This is a genomic window from Moorella naiadis (nom. illeg.) (assembly GCF_051020825.1).
In the GTDB taxonomy this organism is placed as follows: Bacteria; Bacillota; DSM-521; order Neomoorellales; family Neomoorellaceae; genus Neomoorella; species Neomoorella naiadis.
In genome coordinates this window covers 14,678-32,778 of sequence record NZ_JAXGFQ010000014.1, presented here as the reverse complement: position 1 = coordinate 32,778, position 18,101 = coordinate 14,678, and the positions used below count along the sequence as shown (strand labels likewise).

18 protein-coding genes are annotated in these 18,101 nt (G+C 58.2%); 6 read left to right on the top strand and 12 right to left on the bottom strand.

Annotated features, from left to right (window positions below; all coding sequences use genetic code 11):
• Positions 1 to 42 precede the first annotated feature (42 nt).
• The 10 genes from mocA to pcrA form a co-directional block, all read right to left on the bottom strand.
• The gene (mocA, locus tag SDD30_RS10265) at positions 43 to 1,410 is read right to left on the bottom strand and encodes a molybdenum cofactor cytidylyltransferase (protein ID WP_434074827.1); all 1,368 of its coding nucleotides are present in this window, start codon (positions 1,408 to 1,410) and stop codon (positions 43 to 45) included.
• A 21-nt stretch (positions 1,411 to 1,431) separates the two neighbouring features.
• Positions 1,432 to 1,968: a helix-turn-helix domain-containing protein gene (locus SDD30_RS10260; RefSeq protein ID WP_434074826.1), complete on the bottom strand. Its 537-nt coding sequence runs from the start codon at positions 1,966 to 1,968 to the stop codon at positions 1,432 to 1,434.
• Between the two features lie 5 nt (positions 1,969 to 1,973).
• Positions 1,974 to 2,291 (bottom strand): XdhC family protein, encoded by a 318-nt coding sequence (locus tag SDD30_RS10255; RefSeq protein WP_434074825.1) that lies wholly within the window; start codon positions 2,289 to 2,291, stop codon positions 1,974 to 1,976.
• Between the two features lie 259 nt (positions 2,292 to 2,550).
• A complete protein-coding gene (locus tag SDD30_RS10250; RefSeq protein ID WP_434074824.1) occupies positions 2,551 to 3,429 on the bottom strand; it encodes an XdhC family protein in 879 nt (292 codons plus the stop codon).
• Positions 3,429 to 4,088, bottom strand: coding sequence for an HAD family hydrolase (locus tag SDD30_RS10245; RefSeq protein WP_434074823.1), 660 nt, complete (start codon positions 4,086 to 4,088; stop codon positions 3,429 to 3,431). The genes SDD30_RS10250 and SDD30_RS10245 overlap by 1 nt, the downstream gene beginning before the upstream one ends.
• 42 nt (positions 4,089 to 4,130) lie before the next feature.
• Complete coding sequence (gene gatB / locus SDD30_RS10240; RefSeq protein WP_434074822.1) at positions 4,131 to 5,561, bottom strand: Asp-tRNA(Asn)/Glu-tRNA(Gln) amidotransferase subunit GatB; 1,431 nt, start codon at positions 5,559 to 5,561, stop codon at positions 4,131 to 4,133.
• Positions 5,561 to 7,024 carry an Asp-tRNA(Asn)/Glu-tRNA(Gln) amidotransferase subunit GatA gene (gene gatA / locus SDD30_RS10235; RefSeq protein ID WP_434074821.1) on the bottom strand — a complete coding sequence of 488 codons (1,464 nt, stop codon included), beginning with the start codon at positions 7,022 to 7,024 and terminating at the stop codon, positions 5,561 to 5,563. The genes gatB and gatA overlap by 1 nt, the downstream gene beginning before the upstream one ends.
• A 17-nt stretch (positions 7,025 to 7,041) precedes the next feature.
• The gene (gene gatC, locus SDD30_RS10230) at positions 7,042 to 7,326 is read right to left on the bottom strand and encodes an Asp-tRNA(Asn)/Glu-tRNA(Gln) amidotransferase subunit GatC (protein WP_109206405.1); all 285 of its coding nucleotides are present in this window, start codon (positions 7,324 to 7,326) and stop codon (positions 7,042 to 7,044) included.
• A 75-nt stretch (positions 7,327 to 7,401) separates the two neighbouring features.
• The gene (gene ligA / locus SDD30_RS10225; protein WP_434074820.1) at positions 7,402 to 9,471 is read right to left on the bottom strand and encodes an NAD-dependent DNA ligase LigA; all 2,070 of its coding nucleotides are present in this window, start codon (positions 9,469 to 9,471) and stop codon (positions 7,402 to 7,404) included.
• A gap of 26 nt (positions 9,472 to 9,497) precedes the next feature.
• Positions 9,498 to 11,699 (bottom strand): DNA helicase PcrA, encoded by a 2,202-nt coding sequence (gene pcrA / locus SDD30_RS10220; protein WP_434074819.1) that lies wholly within the window; start codon positions 11,697 to 11,699, stop codon positions 9,498 to 9,500.
• A gap of 151 nt (positions 11,700 to 11,850) precedes the next feature.
• On the opposite strand from pcrA, the gene SDD30_RS10215 reads away from it, so the two are divergent.
• The gene (locus tag SDD30_RS10215; RefSeq protein WP_434074818.1) at positions 11,851 to 12,408 is read left to right on the top strand and encodes a hypothetical protein; all 558 of its coding nucleotides are present in this window, start codon (positions 11,851 to 11,853) and stop codon (positions 12,406 to 12,408) included.
• A gap of 240 nt (positions 12,409 to 12,648) precedes the next feature.
• On the opposite strand, the gene SDD30_RS10210 is transcribed toward SDD30_RS10215, so the two are convergent.
• Positions 12,649 to 13,221: a spore coat protein gene (locus SDD30_RS10210; protein ID WP_434074817.1), complete on the bottom strand. Its 573-nt coding sequence runs from the start codon at positions 13,219 to 13,221 to the stop codon at positions 12,649 to 12,651.
• Positions 13,222 to 13,459: 238 nt separating this feature from the next.
• On the opposite strand from SDD30_RS10210, the gene SDD30_RS10205 reads away from it, so the two are divergent.
• From SDD30_RS10205 to hepT, 5 genes are all read left to right on the top strand, one after another.
• Positions 13,460 to 14,140, top strand: a complete 681-nt coding sequence (locus SDD30_RS10205; protein WP_434074816.1) for a queuosine precursor transporter — start codon at positions 13,460 to 13,462, stop codon at positions 14,138 to 14,140.
• Complete coding sequence (gene queF, locus SDD30_RS10200) at positions 14,140 to 14,526, top strand: preQ(1) synthase (RefSeq protein ID WP_434074870.1); 387 nt, start codon at positions 14,140 to 14,142, stop codon at positions 14,524 to 14,526. Before SDD30_RS10205 ends, queF begins: the two co-directional genes overlap by 1 nt.
• A gap of 47 nt (positions 14,527 to 14,573) precedes the next feature.
• Positions 14,574 to 14,918 (top strand): cupin domain-containing protein, encoded by a 345-nt coding sequence (locus SDD30_RS10195; RefSeq protein ID WP_434074869.1) that lies wholly within the window; start codon positions 14,574 to 14,576, stop codon positions 14,916 to 14,918.
• Between the two features lie 201 nt (positions 14,919 to 15,119).
• Positions 15,120 to 15,539 (top strand): type VII toxin-antitoxin system MntA family adenylyltransferase antitoxin, encoded by a 420-nt coding sequence (gene mntA / locus SDD30_RS10190; RefSeq protein ID WP_434074815.1) that lies wholly within the window; start codon positions 15,120 to 15,122, stop codon positions 15,537 to 15,539.
• On the top strand, positions 15,532 to 15,987 hold the full coding sequence (gene hepT / locus SDD30_RS10185) for a type VII toxin-antitoxin system HepT family RNase toxin (protein WP_434074814.1): 456 nt from the start codon (positions 15,532 to 15,534) through the stop codon (positions 15,985 to 15,987). Before mntA ends, hepT begins: the two co-directional genes overlap by 8 nt.
• A 772-nt stretch (positions 15,988 to 16,759) precedes the next feature.
• Here hepT and SDD30_RS10180 read toward each other — a convergent pair.
• On the bottom strand, positions 16,760 to 18,043 hold the full coding sequence (locus SDD30_RS10180; protein WP_434074813.1) for a hypothetical protein: 1,284 nt from the start codon (positions 18,041 to 18,043) through the stop codon (positions 16,760 to 16,762).
• Positions 18,044 to 18,101: the final 58 nt, after the last annotated feature.

The following is an 18,101-nucleotide window of genomic DNA, read 5'->3' as shown; positions in this document are numbered from 1 at the left end:
AATTAAATACTGTTTAACTATATTGTACACTCGTCCGCTATTTTAGCAAGGATTATTTTTCCGCTGCCAGGCCTGATAATCGGCCAAGGTATCGATATCTTGCAGGATGCCCGGGTCGGGGACGGCCACCGCCAGGACCTCCTCCGGGTGCGCCCGGATTATCTCCCTGGCGCCGACATCCCCCCGCAGGGCCAGAAGCTGGGGCCAGAGGCTGCGGTCGATTAAAACCGGGTTCCCTCGCCGGCCCTGGTAAACCGGAACGATAATCCTCTTGCCCCCCGGCCGGTAGGCGTCTAAAAGCTGCCGGATAACCCCCGGCGTTAACCCCGGTTGGTCTGCCAAGACGAAGAGGGCCGCTCGGGTCCCAGGCGGCAGGGCCGCCAGGCCGGTCCGCAGGGAAGTGCTGAGACCCTGGCGGTAGTCGGGGTTAAGGGCCCAATCTACGGCTAACCCCTCCAGGGCGGCGGCGACCCGGCCGGCCTCGTGGCCCAGGACGACGACGATTTTACTCCGGGCGGCGGTCAGGGCCATAGTAACGGCCCGGCGTATCAGGGGCTGTCCCTGTAACGGTAATAATAATTTGCCTCCCCCCAGCCGCTCTCCGGCCCCGGCCGCCAGGACGACGATTCCCACCCCACCGGGCGCGGGTTCCGGTGCGGAAAGGAGCTGGCGTACCGGGTAGGGGGTAGCCACTGCCCCCAGGATAACCCTTTCCCCGCCGGCGGCCAGGATAGCGGCGGCTACGACCCGGCCCCGCCGGAGGAGCTCATAATCCTCAGCCTGGTTCAACAGGACCCGCCAGCGGGCTCCTGCCGGGACACCCTTACGCCCACCCTGCGGGTGAACCAGGACCTGGGCCACGGCGTCCTCATCCAGGGCCTCCCCCTCCTGCCGGCCCAGCAACCCGGCCACCAGGTGGGGCCGGTGGACGAAGGGCGGGGCCAGGGGGCGACCCAGGACGGGCAGGCCGGCCACCGTCATGACCATGGTGGTAACCGGCGGGATGACCGGCTCGTAGGCGGCGGGGGCCTTAAAGAGGGCACCGGCCGCCCCGTCGCCCTCCAGGAGCAGGTAGTCAACGTCCAGCTCCTTTAAGGCGGCCACAGTCGCATTATCCAGGCCCACCATCTTGCCCCGGTCATCGATACCCGCACCGCAGGTAACCAGGTTGGCCACCTTTAACCGGGAGCTGACGGCGGTCACCAGCCGGCCGCTATCTAAGGTGAGGACCGGTTCCGCCAGCCGGCTTAGCTGCTCCGGCAGCATCCTGGCGGTAGGGGCGACAATCACCCGTTTCCCGGCCGTAGCCAGTTCCCGGGCCAAACAGGTAAGGGCCGAGGTCTTGCCCCCGGCCCCTACGATGGTAATAATTTCTTGTGGTTGGAGTTCCAACGCCTGGCTCAATTGCATAAATGTTGATCCTTCCCCGGGTTAAAATTGCGGTGGGGTAATGGCGGAAATAAAGATTAGGTCTTCATCCCCGGCGCTCCAGAGCTTGTGGGGGATGGAAGAGTAGTAGTAAATACTATCCCCGGTTTCCACCCGGTGGACCTCGCCGCCGATATCAATCTCCATAACCCCCTGGAGCACGATGATGCACTCCTCGCCGGGATGGGCCAGGGGCTCATCACAACTGGCAGCCCCGGGTTCCAGGCGGGCCATCATAACCTCCATGTTGCGGTTCAGATCCGGAGATAGCAGTTCATAGGTCAGGTGGGACTGGGGAAAGCGCAGGACTTTCCGCTGGTCTTTCTTGACCACCGGGCTGTGGTCTTCATGGTTCAACAGAAAATAAAAGATAGGGATATCCAGAGCCTCGGCAATCTTACGTAATGACGTGATGGAAGGATCGGCCAGGTCCCGTTCCACCTGGCTTAAAAAACTGGAAGTCAGGCCCGTCTTTTCGGCGACGTCCTTGAGGCTCATCCCCCGCTCCCGGCGTAACTGGCGTATCTTTTTCCCTAACACTGCATCTATACCTCCAGTGGTTCAATAAATACGTCCATGACACCGCCGCAAACCATACCCTCATCTTCGGCTGTGTCGGCCGTCAGGTCCAGGTGGTAAATCTCTGGGCGACCGCTCTCCAGGACCAGCAATGCCCGCTGGCGAATGGCCGCCTCCGCGCAGCCGCCGCCCACTGTGCCCTGGATCTGGCCATCGGCACCGATGAGCATCCTGGTGCCCGCCTCCCGGGGGGCCGAGCCCTTGACCTGGATTATCGTCGCCAGGGCGCAGCGCTCCCCCTCTTGCATCGATTTGATGGCCGCACTGATAAGTTCCCGGTCCATATCTTCGCCCCCTGCCTCAGGCTGCAAAAATCATTGCTAAGTAATTACAACATAGTTAACTCTTTTTCCTTCTTTTAAAGAGAGTTTTAATCTATTTTTATTGCCTTTTCGGGTATAAAATTTAGGAATAACCGGTGACATATGGCTTGATTACCGCTATTTACTTCGGGTAGCTGCTTCCTACCTTTCGTAACGAGGGCGTTAACCCCAAAGAAAGGCTTTTATAAAAAGCCGCCAGTTCCAGGGCTGGCGGCTATCTTTAATCTCCCCGACGATAAACCCGGATAATTTCAGCTAGAATACTAATAGCGATCTCTGCCGGGGTCTCGGCACCGATGTCCAGGCCGATGGGTGCATGGACCCGCGCCAGGGCCTCCTGGTTTACGCCCTCCGCCAGCAGGCGTTCCCGCACCCCCTGGATCCGCCGCCGGCTGCCGATCATGCCGATATAAGCCGCCGGGGCCTGGATTACCGCCCGCAGGCACTCATAATCATAGCGGTGGCCCCGGGTGACGATTACGATAAAGGTAGAGGGGTTAATCTTTAGTTCCTGCAAGGCAGCGGTAAAAGGGGCGCAGATAACCCGGCCGGCCGCCGGAAAGAGCTGCTCATTGGCAAAGTCCGGCCGGTCGTCCACCACGGTGACCCGGTAACCGGCCAGCCCGGCCAGGGCCGCTACTTGCTGGCCCACATGGCCGCCGCCCAGGATTAAGACCTCCGGTTCAGGGGCAACCGGTTCCAGGAAAAGGGTGACCCTGGCGCCACCAACCTCCAGGGCCGTCAACTGGGGCCGGCGCCCGGCCAGGACTGCCGGCGCGACTTCAGTCATGGCCCCAGCCAGGCCCTCCAGCCCCGGTTCGCTCCTCTCCCCGGCCAGTTCCCCGGTCTCGTAACCCCTGCCGCCCCGTACGTCCTGGACGGGCTCTCCACCTGAGGCCGCCGGCGCCGAGGCACCTGGGTATCCCTCCGGTGTGATCGCTACTGGTATCCCCGCGGGTATACCAGGGCGCCAAAGGAAGTGCTCCCCGGGGTTTATTCCCCGGGCATCTCCCTCGACCCTGACCACCGTTGCTGCTACTGCCGGTTGCTGTTCTTCCAGGGCCGTAAGTAGCTCCCGAAAAAAAGCCCATTTGTTCATTACGCTTGCCCCTTCCGTCCATTACCATCCAGACATAAATCGACAAACTCCGCCATAGTAGCCACTACAATCTCCGGGGCGGCAGCCAGGATTCTTTTGGGGGGGACTTTGCTCCATCCGGCGGCCACGCTGGTGACGCCGGCCGCTCGGGCCGCCAGGATGTCGTGGGGGCTGTCGCCAATCATGGCGGCTGCCTCCTCTGCCAACCCCAGGAGTTCGAGGCCGCGCCGGACCGGCTCCGGTTCCGGCTTATGGCTGGTAACATCTTCGGCGGTGACGATTACCGGAAAAAAGGAAGCCAGGCCACAGAGTTCCAGGCCATAGAGGGTAGTGTCCCGCACCCTGGAGGTGACTACCCCCAGCTTAATTCCGGCCTGCTGCAGCCGTTCTAACCCCTCACGGACCCCCGGGCAGGGCCGGACCAGGTCATCAAAATGCGCGGCGCTGAAACGGCGGTACTCGGGCAGCATCTCCTCCAGGTGGTCGGGTACGAAAGCCGCCAGGCCCTCCTTCAAGGTAATACCGAAGTATGGGTAAACCTCCTCCGGTGCCACTACCCGGCCCAGATAAGGCCCTAAGGTATGCTGGAATGATTTGACCACCAGTTCGGAGGTATCCACCAGGGTGCCGTCAAAATCAAAGAGTACTCCGGCGTACAAAACTCCACCCCTTCTCTATCCCGGCCTTTACCTGCTACCCGGCTATAACCCTTCCTTCAGCAGCTGGTTTACCAGGCCGGGGTTGGCTTTACCCCGGGTGGCCTTCATCACCTGGCCCACCAGGAAGCCCAGGGCCTTTTCTTTGCCGTTGCGGTAGTCCTCCGCCACACTGGGATTGGCCGCGATAACCTCAGCGACAATCTTTCCCAGGGCGGCAGCATCGCTGATCTGGACCAGGCCCTTTTCTTCTACCACCTGGCGGGCGCCTTTACCGCTGGCAAACATCTCTTCCAGGACCTGCTTGGCGATTTTACCGCTGATGGTGCCTTCCTTTTGCAACTGCAGCAGGCCGGCCAGTTCCTCCGGCGGCACCGGGGTCTGCCCTGGTTCCAGGTTACGGGCGTTCAGGAGCCGCAGGAAATCCCCCATGATCCAGTTGCTGGCGGCTTTAGCATCAGGGTAACGGGCTACCACTTGATCAAAGTATTCGGCCAGGTCCCGGGAACTGGTGATAACCCCGGCGTCATAGGCCGGCAGGCCGTAGGTCTCTATTAACCGCCGGCAGCGGGCATCAGGCAGCTCCGGTAGCTCCCGGCGCACGGCCTCCACCCAGGCGACGTCAATCTCCAGAGGCACCAGGTCCGGTTCCGGGAAGTAGCGGTAGTCGTGGGCCTGCTCCTTGGTCCGCATAACGGTGGTAATACCCCGGCTCTCATCCCAGGCCATGGTGGCCTGTTCCACCCGGCCGCCGCTCTCCAGGACGGCGATCTGGCGCTCCACCTCATACTCCAGGGCCCGCTGCAGGGCGCGGAAGGAATTCATATTCTTGACCTCCGTCTTGGTGCCGAAGGTCTGACTGCCCCGGGGCCGGACGGAGACATTGGCGTCGCAGCGTAAGGAACCCTCTTCCATTTTGCAGTCCGAGACGTCCAGGTACTGGAGGATGGATCGCAGCTTCTCCATATAGGCCCGGGCCTCCGCCGGGGAACGCAGGTCCGGTTCAGAGACGATCTCCAGCAGGGGGACACCGGTCCGGTTATAATCCACCAGGGAGTAACCGCCGCCGGGGCCGTCCACGTGGACCAGTTTGCCGGCGTCTTCTTCCATATGCACCCTGGTGATGCCGATGACTCGCTCCCGGCCGTCAACGTTGATAGTCAGGTGGCCGCCGGTGGCCAGGGGCAGGTCGTACTGGGATACTTGATAGTTCTTGGGGAGGTCGGGGTAATAGTAGTTCTTACGGTCAAATTTGCAAAAGGGCTCTACCCGGCAGTTCAGGGCCAGGGCGGTTTTTAAGCCGAATTCCACCACCTGGCGGTTGATAACCGGCAGCACCCCCGGTAATCCCAGGCAGACCGGGCAGACATGGGTATTGGGCTCGCCGCCGAAGGCCGTAGTGCAATTACAGAAGGCCTTGGAGGCCGTCTTCAGTTCTGTATGGACTTCCAGGCCGATGACTGTTTCGTAATCCATTACGCCACCCCCAGTTCCGGCCGCCGCCGGTGGTATTCCGTATTTTGTTCGAAGGCATAGGCCGCCTGCAACAGGGTCGCCTCGGCAAAGGGCTGGCCAATGAGCTGCAGGCCGACAGGCAATCCCTGGCTGAAACCGCAGGGCAAGGAGAGGGCCGGCAGCCCGGCCATGTTAATGGGGATGGTGCACAGGTCGGAGAGGTACATGGCCAAGGGATCCCCGGCCTTTTCGCCCAGGCGGAAGGCCACCGTCGGGGAAGTGGGCGTGGCCAGGAGATCATATTTCTTAAAGGCCGCTGCAAAATCCCGGCGGATGAGGGTCCGGACTTTGAGGGCCTTCAGGTAATAGGCATCGTAGTAGCCCGAGCTCAGGGCGTAGGTCCCCAGCATAATCCGCCGCTTGACCTCAGGGCCGAAACCCGCGCTGCGGGTGTTCATATACATCTCAATAATATCCTTGCCCGGCACCCGCAGGCCGTAGCTGACGCCGTCATAACGGGCCAGGTTGGATGAGGCCTCGGCCGGGGCCACTAGGTAGTAGGCTGGCAGGGCGTACTCCGTATGGGGCAGGGAGGTTTCTTCGCAGACAGCCCCCAGTTCTTCCAGTTTGGCAATGGCCCGGCGGACGATGGTCGCCACTTCCGGTTCCATACCGGCACCAAAGTACTCCCGGGGCACGCCTATTTTTAGCCCCTTGACCTCGGGTTTCAAGGCGGCCCGGTAATCAGGCACCGGTAGGTCGGCGGCAGTGGAATCCGCCGGGTCGTGGCCGGCAATGGTCCCCAGAACCAGGGCGCAGTCGGTGACGTCCCGGGTAATGGGGCCGATCTGGTCCAGGGAGGAGGCAAAGGCCACCAGGCCGTAACGGGAGACCCGGCCGTAGGTGGGCTTCATCCCCACGACGCCGCAGAAGGAAGCCGGCTGGCGGATGGAGCCGCCAGTATCCGATCCCAGGGAGTAGAAGGCCTCGCCGGCGGCCACCGCGGCCACGGCGCCGCCGCTGGAACCCCCCGGCACCCGCTCCAGGTCCCAGGGGTTACGGGTGGGAAAGAAATGGGAGTTCTCCGTGGAGGACCCCATGGCGAACTCGTCCATATTGAGCTTGCCCAGCATAATAGCCCCGGCCGCCTGCAGGCGCCGGACCACAGCGGCGTCGTAGGGGGGAACCCAGTCGGCCAGCATCCGGGACGAGCAGGTGGTCCGCACCCCGGCGGTGCAGAGGTTGTCCTTCATGGCCATGGGCACCCCGGCCAGGGGCCCCAATTCCTCGCCCCGGGCGCGGGCGGCATCGATGGACCGGGCCTGTTCCAGTGCCTGCTCCGCCGTCCGGGTGACAAAGGCCTGCACCCGTCCGTCCAGGGCTTCAATGCGATCGATCAGGGCCTCGGTAGCCTCCACTGCGCTGACCTCACGGCGCTGCAAAAGTTCACCCAGTTCATGGGCTGTTAAGTAATGTAACTCCATTATATTAACCTCCCGGCCTATACTACCCGCGGTACTTTAAACTGGCCTTCGCTAACCTCCGGTGCCCCCTGGAGGGCCTTTTCCCGAGGCAGGCCGGGCCGGGCGACGTCGTCGCGAAAGACATTGCGCAAGGGTAAGACGTGGGCGGTCGGCTCCACGTCCCTGGTGTCCAGGGCGTTTAGCTTATCCATATACTCCAAAATAGCATTGAGCTGTTCCGTATAGGCCGCCTTCTCCTCCGGGGAGAGTTTCAGGCGGGCCAGCAGGGCCACATGCTCAACTTCGTCAGTGCTGATGGGCATATCTTTAACCACCTTTTCTGGCATACTTTCTGCCTAATTATAGCAGAAGGGTTGGCTAACGGCAACGTGTACGGGTTAAACCCGGTCATATAGATCTTCTCGTCGCCAGCTCCGTTTTCCTTCCAGCAAACGTTTTAAACCCTCCAGATCAATCACGGGCACACCCAGTTCCCGGGCGCGATCGTACTTGGATCCGGGCTTGTCGCCGGCGACGACGTAGTCGGTCTTTTTACTGACACTGCTGCTCACCTTGCCCCCAGCACTGGTGATTAGCTTCTCTGCCTCCTGGCGGGTCATCCCCGGCAGGGTGCCGGTGAGGACAAAGGTCTTGCCCGTTAAAGGCCCGGCCGTGGTATCCGGGACTGCTGTGCCCGGTGCGGCCGTACCTGCTCCAGCAGCCGTCAGCCGTACCCCGGCCCTTTGCAATTTTTCCAGGACGGCCAGGTTGCGCGGCTCGGCGAAGAATTCCCGGATGCTCTCGGCAATGCGGGGGCCGATGTCCGGCAGGTCCGTTATCTCCTCAAGGGAGGCTCCGGCCAGGCGGTCCAGGGTGCGGAAGTGGCCGGCCAGAACCCGCGCCGCCCGCTGGCCGACATGGCGAATCCCCAGGGCGAAGAGGAGGCGCTCCAGGGGCTGCTCCTTGCTGGCGGCAATGGCCGCCACCAGGTTACCAGCCGACTGTTCGGCGAAACGCTCTAGCTTTACCAGGTCTTCTTTCTTTAAATAATAAAGGTCGGCGGCGTCGTGGAGGAGGCCGGCCTCCAGGAGCTGGGCGACGATGGCCGGCCCCAGGCCCTGGATATCCATGGCCCCCCGGGAGGCGAAGTGGATAATGCCTTCCAGCACCTGGGCCGGGCAGGCCAGGCCGCCGGTACAGCGGTGGGCCGCCTCTCCCGGCGGCCGGACTACCGCCGCCCCGCAGGCCGGGCAGCGCTCCGGCATGGTAAAGGCCTCTTCCACCCCGGTGCGCCGCTCGGGCAGCACCGCCACCACCTCCGGGATGATATCGCCGGCCTTCTGGACAATGACCGTATCGCCGATGCGAATATCCTTCTCGCGGATGTAGTCCTCGTTATGTAGAGTAGCCCGGCTGACGGTGGTCCCCGCCAGGCGGACGGGCGTCAGGACGGCCGTCGGTGTCAGCACCCCGGTACGGCCCACCCGCAGGATGATCCCCTCCACCCTGGCGGTAGCCTGCTCGGCTGGGAATTTGTAGGCCATAGCCCAGCGGGGCGCTTTGGCCGTCGCCCCCAGGACGGGATGGAGGGCCAGGTCGTTGACCTTGATAACCAGGCCGTCAATCTCATAAGGTAAGGCGGCACGCTTCTCCGGCGTCCAGGCCTTGACCTCCGCCAGGACGGCCTGGATATCTGGGGCCAGGACCCGGTAGGGGTTGACGGGCAGGCCTACTTCCGCCAGGAAATCCAGGGCCCCAGTCTGGGTGAATACTGTTGCGCCCCTGAGGCTGATTACCTGGTAGACGAAGAGGCTCAAGCTGCGGCTGGCCGTTATCTTCGGGTCCAACTGGCGCAATGAACCGGCGGCGGCATTACGGGGATTGGCAAAGAGGGGCTCCCCGGCTTCCTCCCGGGCGGCGTTCAGGGCGGTAAAGGCACCCTTGGGCATATAAACCTCCCCCCGGACTACGAGGAGGGGTAGGGAGCGGCGCAGGCGCAAGGGCAGGGCGGGGATAGTCTTGAGGTTGGCCGTGACCTCTTCCCCCACCTGACCGTCTCCCCGGGTGGCCCCCAGGGTAAAGAGACCGTCATTATAGGTCAGGGCCACGGCCAGACCGTCGATTTTGGCCTCGATGACATACTCCACCGGGCCGCCGGCCAGTTCCCGGACGCGCCGGTCAAAGTCCAGCAGTTCACCTTCGTTGAAGGCGTCGTTCAAGCTCAGCAGAGCCTGGGGATGGCGCACCTGGGCGAATTCCTCCCGGGGCGCTCCCCCTACCCGCTGGCTGGGGGAATCCGGCGTCCGCAGTTCCGGGTAGGCTTCCTCCAGGGCCAAAAGTTCGCGCATGAGGGCGTCGTATTCCTGGTCGCTAATGACCGGCTGGTCCAGGACGTAGTAGCGGTAGTTGTGCTCTTCAATCAGGCGCCGCAGTTCGGTTACCCGTTGCCGGGCGGCGGATAGATCCATAGAGCTATTCCTCCGAAAATAAACTTCTAAACCTTTCTCACCGGGGCGTAGGCGACTGCCAGTTGCTTGATGCCCCGCTCGGGGAAGGCGACGCTGATGATCGTATCGTCACCGGTGCCGCTAATCTTGACGACAACACCTACGCCCCAGGAGTTATGCTGGACCTTATCCCCCACCTGCCAGGCTCCACCGGTCTTCCGCGGCGGGGCGGTCCGGCTGCGGGCCGGTCCTCGCTGCCAGCCTGACCGTTCCTGCCGCTCCTCCCCTTTGCCGGGGAGGGCCGCGTACAGGGAGCCTGTCCCTGTGTCCTGGATTAAATCGGCCGGTACCTCATCTAGGAAGCGGGAAGGGGGATTGCTCATGGTACTGCCGTAGAGGTTACGGGTCCAGGCGTGGGTAAGGTAGAGTACCTCCCGGGCCCGGGTCATGCCTACATAGCAGAGGCGCCGCTCTTCCTCCATTTCCGCTGGATCGTCCAGGGAACGAAAATGAGGAAAAACCCCCTCCTCCAGGCCTGCCAGGAAAACCACCGGGAACTCCAGCCCTTTAGCCGTATGCATGGTCATCAGAGCCACCCCGCCGGTGCCGGTGTAGGTATCGCTCTCCGCCACCAGGGCCACCTGGGTAAGGAAATCCCCCAAGTTTGGTTCCGGGGTGCCCTGGTCGTAGCTCCGGGTCACCGTCTGGAACTCCTTCAGGTTTTCCAGCCGGGCCTGGGCCTCGGGGGTTTTCTCGGCCTCCAGTTCCGCCTGGTAGCCGGTTTCCTTCAAGATGGCCGTAACCAGGTCCGTCACTGTTAATTCTTCCTGTTGCCGGCGGAGGTTATCCAGGAGTTGCACCAATTCCTGCAACGCCTGCCGTCCCCGGGCGGGGAGGCCGGCAACAGTGTCCACCCGGGTCAGGATCCCATACAGGCTACTGCCCTCGACAGCCGCGGCAGTTTCCAGCCGGGACAGGGTGATATCACCGATCCCCCGCCGGGGGACGTTGATAATCCGCAGCAAGCTGATGCTGTCGTCCGGGTTGGCGATGACCCGTAGGTAAGCCAGGATATCCTTGATTTCTTTCCGCTGGTAGAATTTCAAACCCCCGATAATCTCGTAGGGAACGCCGGCCTGGAGGAATGCCTCCTCCAGGGCCCGGGACTGGGCGTGGGTACGGTAGAGAACGGCAAAGTCGTTAAAGGGCCGTCCCTCCTCCTGGTGGCGGCGGTAGACCTCGCCGGCGATGAAACTCCCCTCGTCCCGCTCGTCGGCGGCCCGGTAGATGTACAGCAGCTCCCCCTCCTGCCGCCGCGTCCAGAGGCGTTTTTCCCGGCGTCCTTCATTATGCTGGATGACGGTATTGGCGGCCTGGAGGATGGGCCGGGTGGAGCGGTAGTTTTCCTCCAGGAGAATTACCCGCGCCCGGGGGAAGTCCTCCTCAAAGGCCAGGATATTGCCGATATCAGCCCCCCGCCAGCCGTAAATACCCTGGTCCGGGTCGCCGACGACGCAGAGGTTGTCCCCCTTGCCGGCCAGGAGGCGCACCAGGAGGTACTGGGCATGGTTGGTATCCTGATACTCGTCCACCAGGATATGCTGCCAGCGCTGCTGGTAATAGCGCAAAACCAGGGGGTTCTGCTGCCAGAGAAAGACCGTCTGCATAATCAGATCGTCGAAATCCATGGCGTTCAAGTCCCGGAGCTGCTCCTGGTAACGGCGGTAGACCTGGCCCTGTTGTTGCTCCCGAAAGGTGGCCGCCCTGTCCAGGAAACGTTCCGGGGTCTGCAGATCGTTTTTGGCCGAGTTAATGACCGCTGCCAGGGAGCGGGGCGGGTATTTTTTCTCGTCCAGGTTGAGTTCCTTTAAGGCACCTTTAAGGACAGCCTGCTGATCGTCGGTATCATAAATGACGAAATTCGGCCGGTAGCCCAGGAGATGGGCTTCCCGCCTGAGAATGCGGACGCAGGCGGAATGAAAGGTGCTGACCTGGAGGCCCCGGACGGCCTCCCCTACCAGCCCGGCCAGGCGTTCCTTCATCTCCCCGGCCGCCTTATTGGTAAAGGTAACTGCCAGGATATTCTCCGGCCGCACCCCCTCCTGGATCAAGGAGGCTACCCGGTAGGTAAGAACCCGGGTTTTGCCGCTGCCGGCCCCGGCCAGGACCAGGAGGGGCGTGCCCCGGTGTTTGACGGCCTCCTGCTGGGGGTCGTTAAGTAGTGACATAAAATCTGCCAAGACCTTCACCCTCCTAAACCCTGGTTATATTCGCCCCGGCAGAGTAAAAAACCTGCAAGGTTCCAGCAAGAAACTCCTGCGAAAATGCTTTACTTTTCCCCATCCCCGGCGCTTTTGCATATAATGCAGCAGGTCTAAAAATGAGGGGTGACTATTTATTATGGAAGTTAGGGCAAAAAAATTAAGCTTCCCTGAAATGGGTATCCTGGGCGGCGATAAAGAAGCCCGCCAGGAAAAAGGGGATCCCGAACAGGAAAAAACCCCCGCCTTGCCGGCAGCCGGTGGTCTGGATAATACAAAGGAAGAGCCCCAGGACAGCCCGCCGCGCCAGGACGAACCCGTAACTTTGGCCGCTCGCAGCCAGGCCCTTTTTCAGGAAGCCTTACTGAACGGTAATATTGACCAGTTCCTGTCGCTGTTGCAATCCTGGATCGAAAAACTGCGCAATTTCCTCAACTACACCGAGGTCGGCGTTACCACCGCCAACAATATCCTCACCGTTACCAAAACCACCCTGCAGGCCGACCTGGGAGTTCAACCGGCCGCGGCTTCCGGTACACCCGCCGGTATGGCCCTGCCGGCTTCCTCTTTACAGCTTATGTGGAACTTGATCCGGACACCGGAGTTCCAAACCTTTGCCGGCCGCATGCTGGCCCAGGCTTTAAAAATGAACCTCAGCCCGCCCGTCCAACCCCTGCAAAAGGAAAGCTCCAGTTAGAACAGACTCCGCCTTTAGTTCCGGGCATCTGCGCCAACTATTTCCTGCCTGCGGAATCAGGCCATACGGCAAAAGGCTGCTGATTGTATCCGGTCAGCAGCCTTTTGCGCTTACACTTCAGCATCTGTTAGTAGCCACATCTATTTGGTCCGCCTGATGCCGTTTGCATCCACTACCGGTGCCTGGTAGCGGGGGTGTCCACCTTATGAATGGCCGCAGCGCCCCGCTGGTCCGGGCGCCCTATTGGTATTGATGCTGAGCCAGACCACTTGTATTGGCGGATGAGTAGGTGTTCATCATGGTGCTGGTCGTCATCTCTTTCATGGTCGGGACCTGGTAATAACCCTTCTGGTTCATATACTGCCAGACTTCGTAGGCCTGTTCGGAGCAATTGATGGCCCCCTGCTGGATTAACCGCCGCAATTCAGGGTCAGCGCACTCCAGGGAAGCAGTCATGCGCATAGTTGCCGAGGCTTTATGGCATCCCAACATCCCGCTGGCTACATCCCGGTCATCCATGTCGTCCAGGGAGGTATTGGGCGTCAGGGAGCTCGGGTTGTCCAGGCCGTACACAGGGTTGGCATTCCTTACGGTGCGGTAGGGTACCGCCTGGCTCATGCCCCGCTGGTTGATAGCCTGAACCATATTGTTGTATTCCTGGGTCATAAACCGGAGCTGCTTATCCAGGATACTGCGCAACTGCTGGTCCCTGGTGTGGGGACGGTAGAGCTGGAACTGGTTGATACCGTCGACGGTATCGGTTAATACCTCGTGAACCTCCATGACCTCATGGGCACCGTATTGAGCGGCCATTAAAAATCTCCTCCTTTAATCTACAAGTAATTTTCGAGGCGTCTTAATTATGGATCCCAATTACCCGTAAAGGATCATCTCCAAGAAAAGGGGGAATTATGTGGCCGCGAGGACAAAAATGCCGCAGAAATTCCTGCTGCTTCTATATTGACAGGATATCCTGAAGCTGTTAATGTAAGATTAGCCTCCGGGCTGGCGGTCGTAGTCACCCGCCTGAACAAAACAAGGAGTGATCCTCTTGCGTTACAAAATTTTTCCCTTCGTAATGGTTGCCTTCGTGGTGGTATTGCTCCTCTCCAACACGGTGGCCGTCAAAGTGGCGATCTTCGGGCCATTCTTTTTCGACGGCGCCGTTATTTTATTCCCCTTCTCCTATATCTTTGGCGATATTTTAACTGAAGTTTACGGCTACAGGCGTAGCCGGGTAGTAATCTGGACGGGATTTATAGCCTGTATCTTTATGTCCTTTATTTACTGGCTGGTCGGCATGCTGCCTGCTGCCCCTTCCTGGGGAGGCCAAGAAGCCTACCAGCGGATACTGGGGCAGATACCCAGGATAGTTACGGCCAGCCTGGTAGCCTTTTTCTGCGGTGAATTTACCAACTCCTATATCCTGGCCAAACTAAAAATTTTCACCAAAGGACGCTGGTTATGGACCAGGACCATTGGCTCGACCATAGCCGGCCAGCTGGTAGACACGGCCCTGTTTATCACCATCGCTTTTACCGGTATTGTACCGGAAACCGTCCTGATACGCATGATAATAACCAATTACCTCTTCAAGACCACCTATGAAGCCCTGGCCACACCCCTGACTTATGCTGTAACCGGCTGGCTGAAGAGGGTGGAAAACGAAGATTACTATGACTATAAAACTAACTTTAATCCTTTTATGGTAACCGGGGAGGACCTCAAGTGATGGAGTTTGAAGCCTTAGGAAAGGTCGTCCGTGAACCGCGCAAAAAATTGGAAGTATTTCCTAAACCCGACCATGTTACAACAGTCATCATGGAATCCGACGAAGTAACAAGCCTCTGCCCGATAACTGGGCAACCGGACTGGGAAACGGTAATAATTGAATACATGCCCGATAAGTTCTGCATTGAATCTAAAAGTCTCAAGCTATATCTATGGAGTTTCCGGGAAGAGGGTGCCTTTTGTGAAGCCCTGGCCGCTACCATTGCCGGTGATATTTACCAGGCTTGCTCGCCCCACTGGTGCAAAGTTACTATCATCCAGAAACCGCGCGGGGGAATAAAAATAACTGCTTCCGCCTTTTATGGGGAGCGTAGCAATGTGGTATAATAAACCAGGAAATATTAATATGCAAGTGGGGGATTAATATGATTAATATGGAGGATCAAAAGGAAAAGACCGGCGGTATCCTGATGGCCCGGGCGGCCAATTTAAGCGAGCTGGCTGGCTACCAGGAAGGTACCATCGTCAGCCGGACTATTATTGATCAAAAAACCGGCACAGTTACTTTATTCGCTTTCGCCTCCGGGCAGAGGTTGAGCGAGCACACAGCCCCTTACGACGCCCTGGTATACATCCTGGACGGGGAAGCTGAAGTTATTATCGATGGGCAATCCCTGCGCGTCCACCAGGGGGAAGCAGTAATCATGCCTGCTAACCACCCCCATGCCCTACGGGCCGTCAAGAATTTCAAGATGGTCCTGACCATGATCCGCTCTTAGGCCCTTACTTCCGAACATCTTCGCAAAGTGGAAAAAAGTAAGGCGGTAAGGTTTGGGTCCGGTTAGTCCGGGTTAGGAATAAATACACGGCTATCATTACCCAGGTCGCAGGGTTTACTCTGGCAGAGAAAAACGCTCTATGAAGACAACCGGAACAGTAAGGGAGCCGGGTTAAGAATATCACAAAAAGTAGGTGCCGGTATGCATGGGCCAAAAAACCTCCCCGCTCTAGGGAGGGTCTTTCAACAATACCCGGAGATAGTGGCTGTATACCTGTTCGGCTCTTATTTAAGCAGGTCAGATCAGGCGCGGGATGTAGACCTGGCAGTCCTTCTCCGAGAACCAGCAGGCAGTATCACCACTATTTATATGTCTCTCTACCCACAGCTGGGAGAGATTTTTTCTCCCCTGGAAGTAGACCTGCTTTTCTTAAACTCAGCAACCATATCCATGGCTTTTGAAGTGATCAGCACCGGCAGGGTGATTTATTGCCAGGATACAGAGCGCCGGACAGATTTTGAGTACGTTATTTCCGGTTTATATATGGATTATGATTACCATTTACAGCAAGGCCGGCGGGAATTATATGAGGCGATCAAGGAGGCTGCTGCGTTTGTTTAATGAAGAATTAATCGCCGAAAGGCTGGGGATCATCCAGCGGGCTATGCAAAGGTTACAACTTCTGGCAAGCCTCTCGCGGGAGCAATTCCTTCAGGATGAAGATACCGTGGACATCGCGGAAAATCGCCTGCGGCGGGCTCTGGAAGCCTTATTTGATCTGGGGCGCCATATTGTCGTGAAATCCGGCCTGGCTGTCCCCGCGGACTACCGGACGATAATCGAGAGGTTAAGGGACAATGATATCTTGCCATCAGATTTTGCTCCACAGATTTTAGGTATGGCTGGCTATCGTAACCGTTTAGTCCATGAGTATAACAAGGTTACACCGGCAGAATTATATGAAATCTTACAAAATCGGCTTGGAGATTTCACGGTGTTCTGTCAACATATTGTCAATTACCTGGAGAAGGTTTCCCGGGAGAATTCGCAAACCACCGATGGAAAATAACTACGCTTAAAAAGCAGATGGAGCAGTGACCCCTACTGCCGATAAAGGCCCTCCTTATCCCTTGGGTGGGCCTTATCCTTCCCGCATGCGTTCTGCAGCGTTTATCTTAGCCATACCATGACCCGGAATAAATACACGGCTATCATTACCAGGCCACGGGGTTTACTCTGGAAGTGATAAACGCCCTGCGAAGACAATTGGAACATTGAACTTGCCCTGGGTTTTGGCTATTTAAACCGCGCTTCTACCATCGTAGCTTTAAAAGGGGATAGGTCTTGGCCTATCCCCTTCCCTTCGCCCCCTTAATAATGGCCCGGGCGTTGGCCAGCCTATTATAACCAGCATTACCTATCCGGGCATAACCATGCCGGCTTGCTTTTTGTTCAGCTTCAACTTATAACCATCCTGCCGCCTGCAATACCCGTTTGAGCATGACCAATGCTTCAGCATAGGTGGTATTGGCAATCGTAGCTACCAGATCGATAACGCGGTTGGATATTACCCCTGTCATTATAGCGGTGGTTACAGCTTTGGTAGGTAAAAGGTTATCTCCTGCTGGTCGTTAAAGCGGCTGGGATTCCCCGACTTCCTAGTCATTTGCCTCTACGACATTAACCAATCCGGTCATGGCCTGGACCATCATGGTCGCCTACCTTCGCCATGGTAAAACTGAAGCTATAAAGCTCTACCATGGCATTACCCGCTGCCTTCTTCACCGCGCTGGCTGCTAGGTGGACAGCATAGGTAATGCTAGGTTCGGTTGACTTGTTCCTTAGATGTTCTCCGCTTCTTCCCTAGCAATCCGGCACCATTTGATGACATTTTCTGGATTGTGGCCGATGGTGTGATTATCCTTCATTATCACCTCCACCCGGCAGTTGCGCGTTATTTTAAAGGCCCCGCGCAAGCTGCTGCGAATAAAATCCACATCGATTTTTTCTACCGCCAGATAGGCAGGGTTGGGCTTCATGGAAAAGACATAATCACTCCCCAGTTTTTCAGCCATATCCTTAAGGTCCGCCCACGGGGAAACAGATACTCTCCTTAGCCGGGGGGCTTTTTTAACAACATCCCATCTCTTATTTAACGCTTCACAACAGCCGTAGCAATTTAAACCAAATCGCTCCAGGATGGGCAGTTGATAAGGAAAGATGAACTCGGCAAACATCTCCGGAGAAACCTGGCTTGTTTCCTGGCTTTCGGCAAAGCCCCACATGTCGCGGGTCCTTACTTGGCCACAAAAATCTTCCTGCGGTAGTTCCCGGGTCCAGCCAAAGCCACCCGAGCCCACATAGGTGCCGTCATTATTCAAGCTGAGGAGGCCATTTTCTTCCAGGAAGTCCAGCATGTGCAGGTGGCCGTCGCGCAGGAAGGCCATTAGTTGATGCAGCTCTCGGGGGTAATCATACATGTCCCACATAATCTGCTCCAGGCCGCGCAGGTTTACCAGGGTCCAGGTCATACCTAGGGTCCACCACCACACGCCTTTAAGGCGAACCATCAGGATATCCCCGAAAACCTCTTTGGCCAGGTCAAATAACTTTTGAGTCCGCTCGTAATCGACCGTTATCTCGGGAAAGTGGAGTTTATCCATATCCTTAAAGTCCTTCAGGGGGGCTTCCCAGCGATAGGAACCTTCTGCTTCAACTTTGATCTTTTTTTCTTCCATACCCCAGCCGCTGTTATGGGCAACATAGGCCACATTGAAATAAGGTTCGATGACCCTATCGTCGCCCATGGATGCGCCCCAGAATATCTCCTTTCGCAACGTCATTTCCCATTTCTGGGCCAGTTCTCCTTGGCATTGCATCTGGTCATCTGTGATAATCTCATTCCAACCATTTTCCGGGTCGCAGAATATCACCGGCCGGGTGGGTTCCAGGGCATTGAGCTTATACCAGAGTTTTTTCTTCTCTTCCTCAACCGGACGCGCGGCCAGTTCGGCAACCTTGACAGCCAGATTCCTCAATATTTCCCTATCTTTTTTACTGATATTGATATCGACCAGATTCCACATATCGGTACAGAGGGCAACCGCGGATTGGTCTTGCGGCATAACATATTACCTCCTGGAAGTTAAAGGGCCACTATCGGCCTTTTAGTAAAAATTTTAG

What these genes read in the sequence shown, in the direction of transcription:
- SDD30_RS10255 (WP_434074825.1), bottom strand. Translation starts at nt 2,291, where the DNA reads ATGGACCGGGAACTTATCAGTGCGGCCATCAAATCGATGCAAGAGGGG.
- gatC (WP_109206405.1), bottom strand. Translation starts at nt 7,326, where the DNA reads ATGCCCATCAGCACTGACGAAGTTGAGCATGTGGCCCTGCTGGCCCGC.
- SDD30_RS10250 (WP_434074824.1), bottom strand. Translation starts at nt 3,429, where the DNA reads ATGAACAAATGGGCTTTTTTTCGGGAGCTACTTACGGCCCTGGAAGAA.
- SDD30_RS10195 (WP_434074869.1), top strand. Translation starts at nt 14,574, where the DNA reads ATGGAGGATCAAAAGGAAAAGACCGGCGGTATCCTGATGGCCCGGGCG.
- queF (WP_434074870.1), top strand. Translation starts at nt 14,140, where the DNA reads ATGGAGTTTGAAGCCTTAGGAAAGGTCGTCCGTGAACCGCGCAAAAAA.
- gatB (WP_434074822.1), bottom strand. Translation starts at nt 5,561, where the DNA reads ATGGATTACGAAACAGTCATCGGCCTGGAAGTCCATACAGAACTGAAG.
- ligA (WP_434074820.1), bottom strand. Translation starts at nt 9,471, where the DNA reads ATGGATCTATCCGCCGCCCGGCAACGGGTAACCGAACTGCGGCGCCTG.
- SDD30_RS10180 (WP_434074813.1), bottom strand. Translation starts at nt 18,043, where the DNA reads ATGCCGCAAGACCAATCCGCGGTTGCCCTCTGTACCGATATGTGGAAT.
- mocA (WP_434074827.1), bottom strand. Translation starts at nt 1,410, where the DNA reads ATGCAATTGAGCCAGGCGTTGGAACTCCAACCACAAGAAATTATTACC.
- mntA (WP_434074815.1), top strand. Translation starts at nt 15,120, where the DNA reads ATGCATGGGCCAAAAAACCTCCCCGCTCTAGGGAGGGTCTTTCAACAA.
- SDD30_RS10215 (WP_434074818.1), top strand. Translation starts at nt 11,851, where the DNA reads ATGGAAGTTAGGGCAAAAAAATTAAGCTTCCCTGAAATGGGTATCCTG.
- gatA (WP_434074821.1), bottom strand. Translation starts at nt 7,024, where the DNA reads ATGGAGTTACATTACTTAACAGCCCATGAACTGGGTGAACTTTTGCAG.
- SDD30_RS10210 (WP_434074817.1), bottom strand. Translation starts at nt 13,221, where the DNA reads ATGGCCGCTCAATACGGTGCCCATGAGGTCATGGAGGTTCACGAGGTA.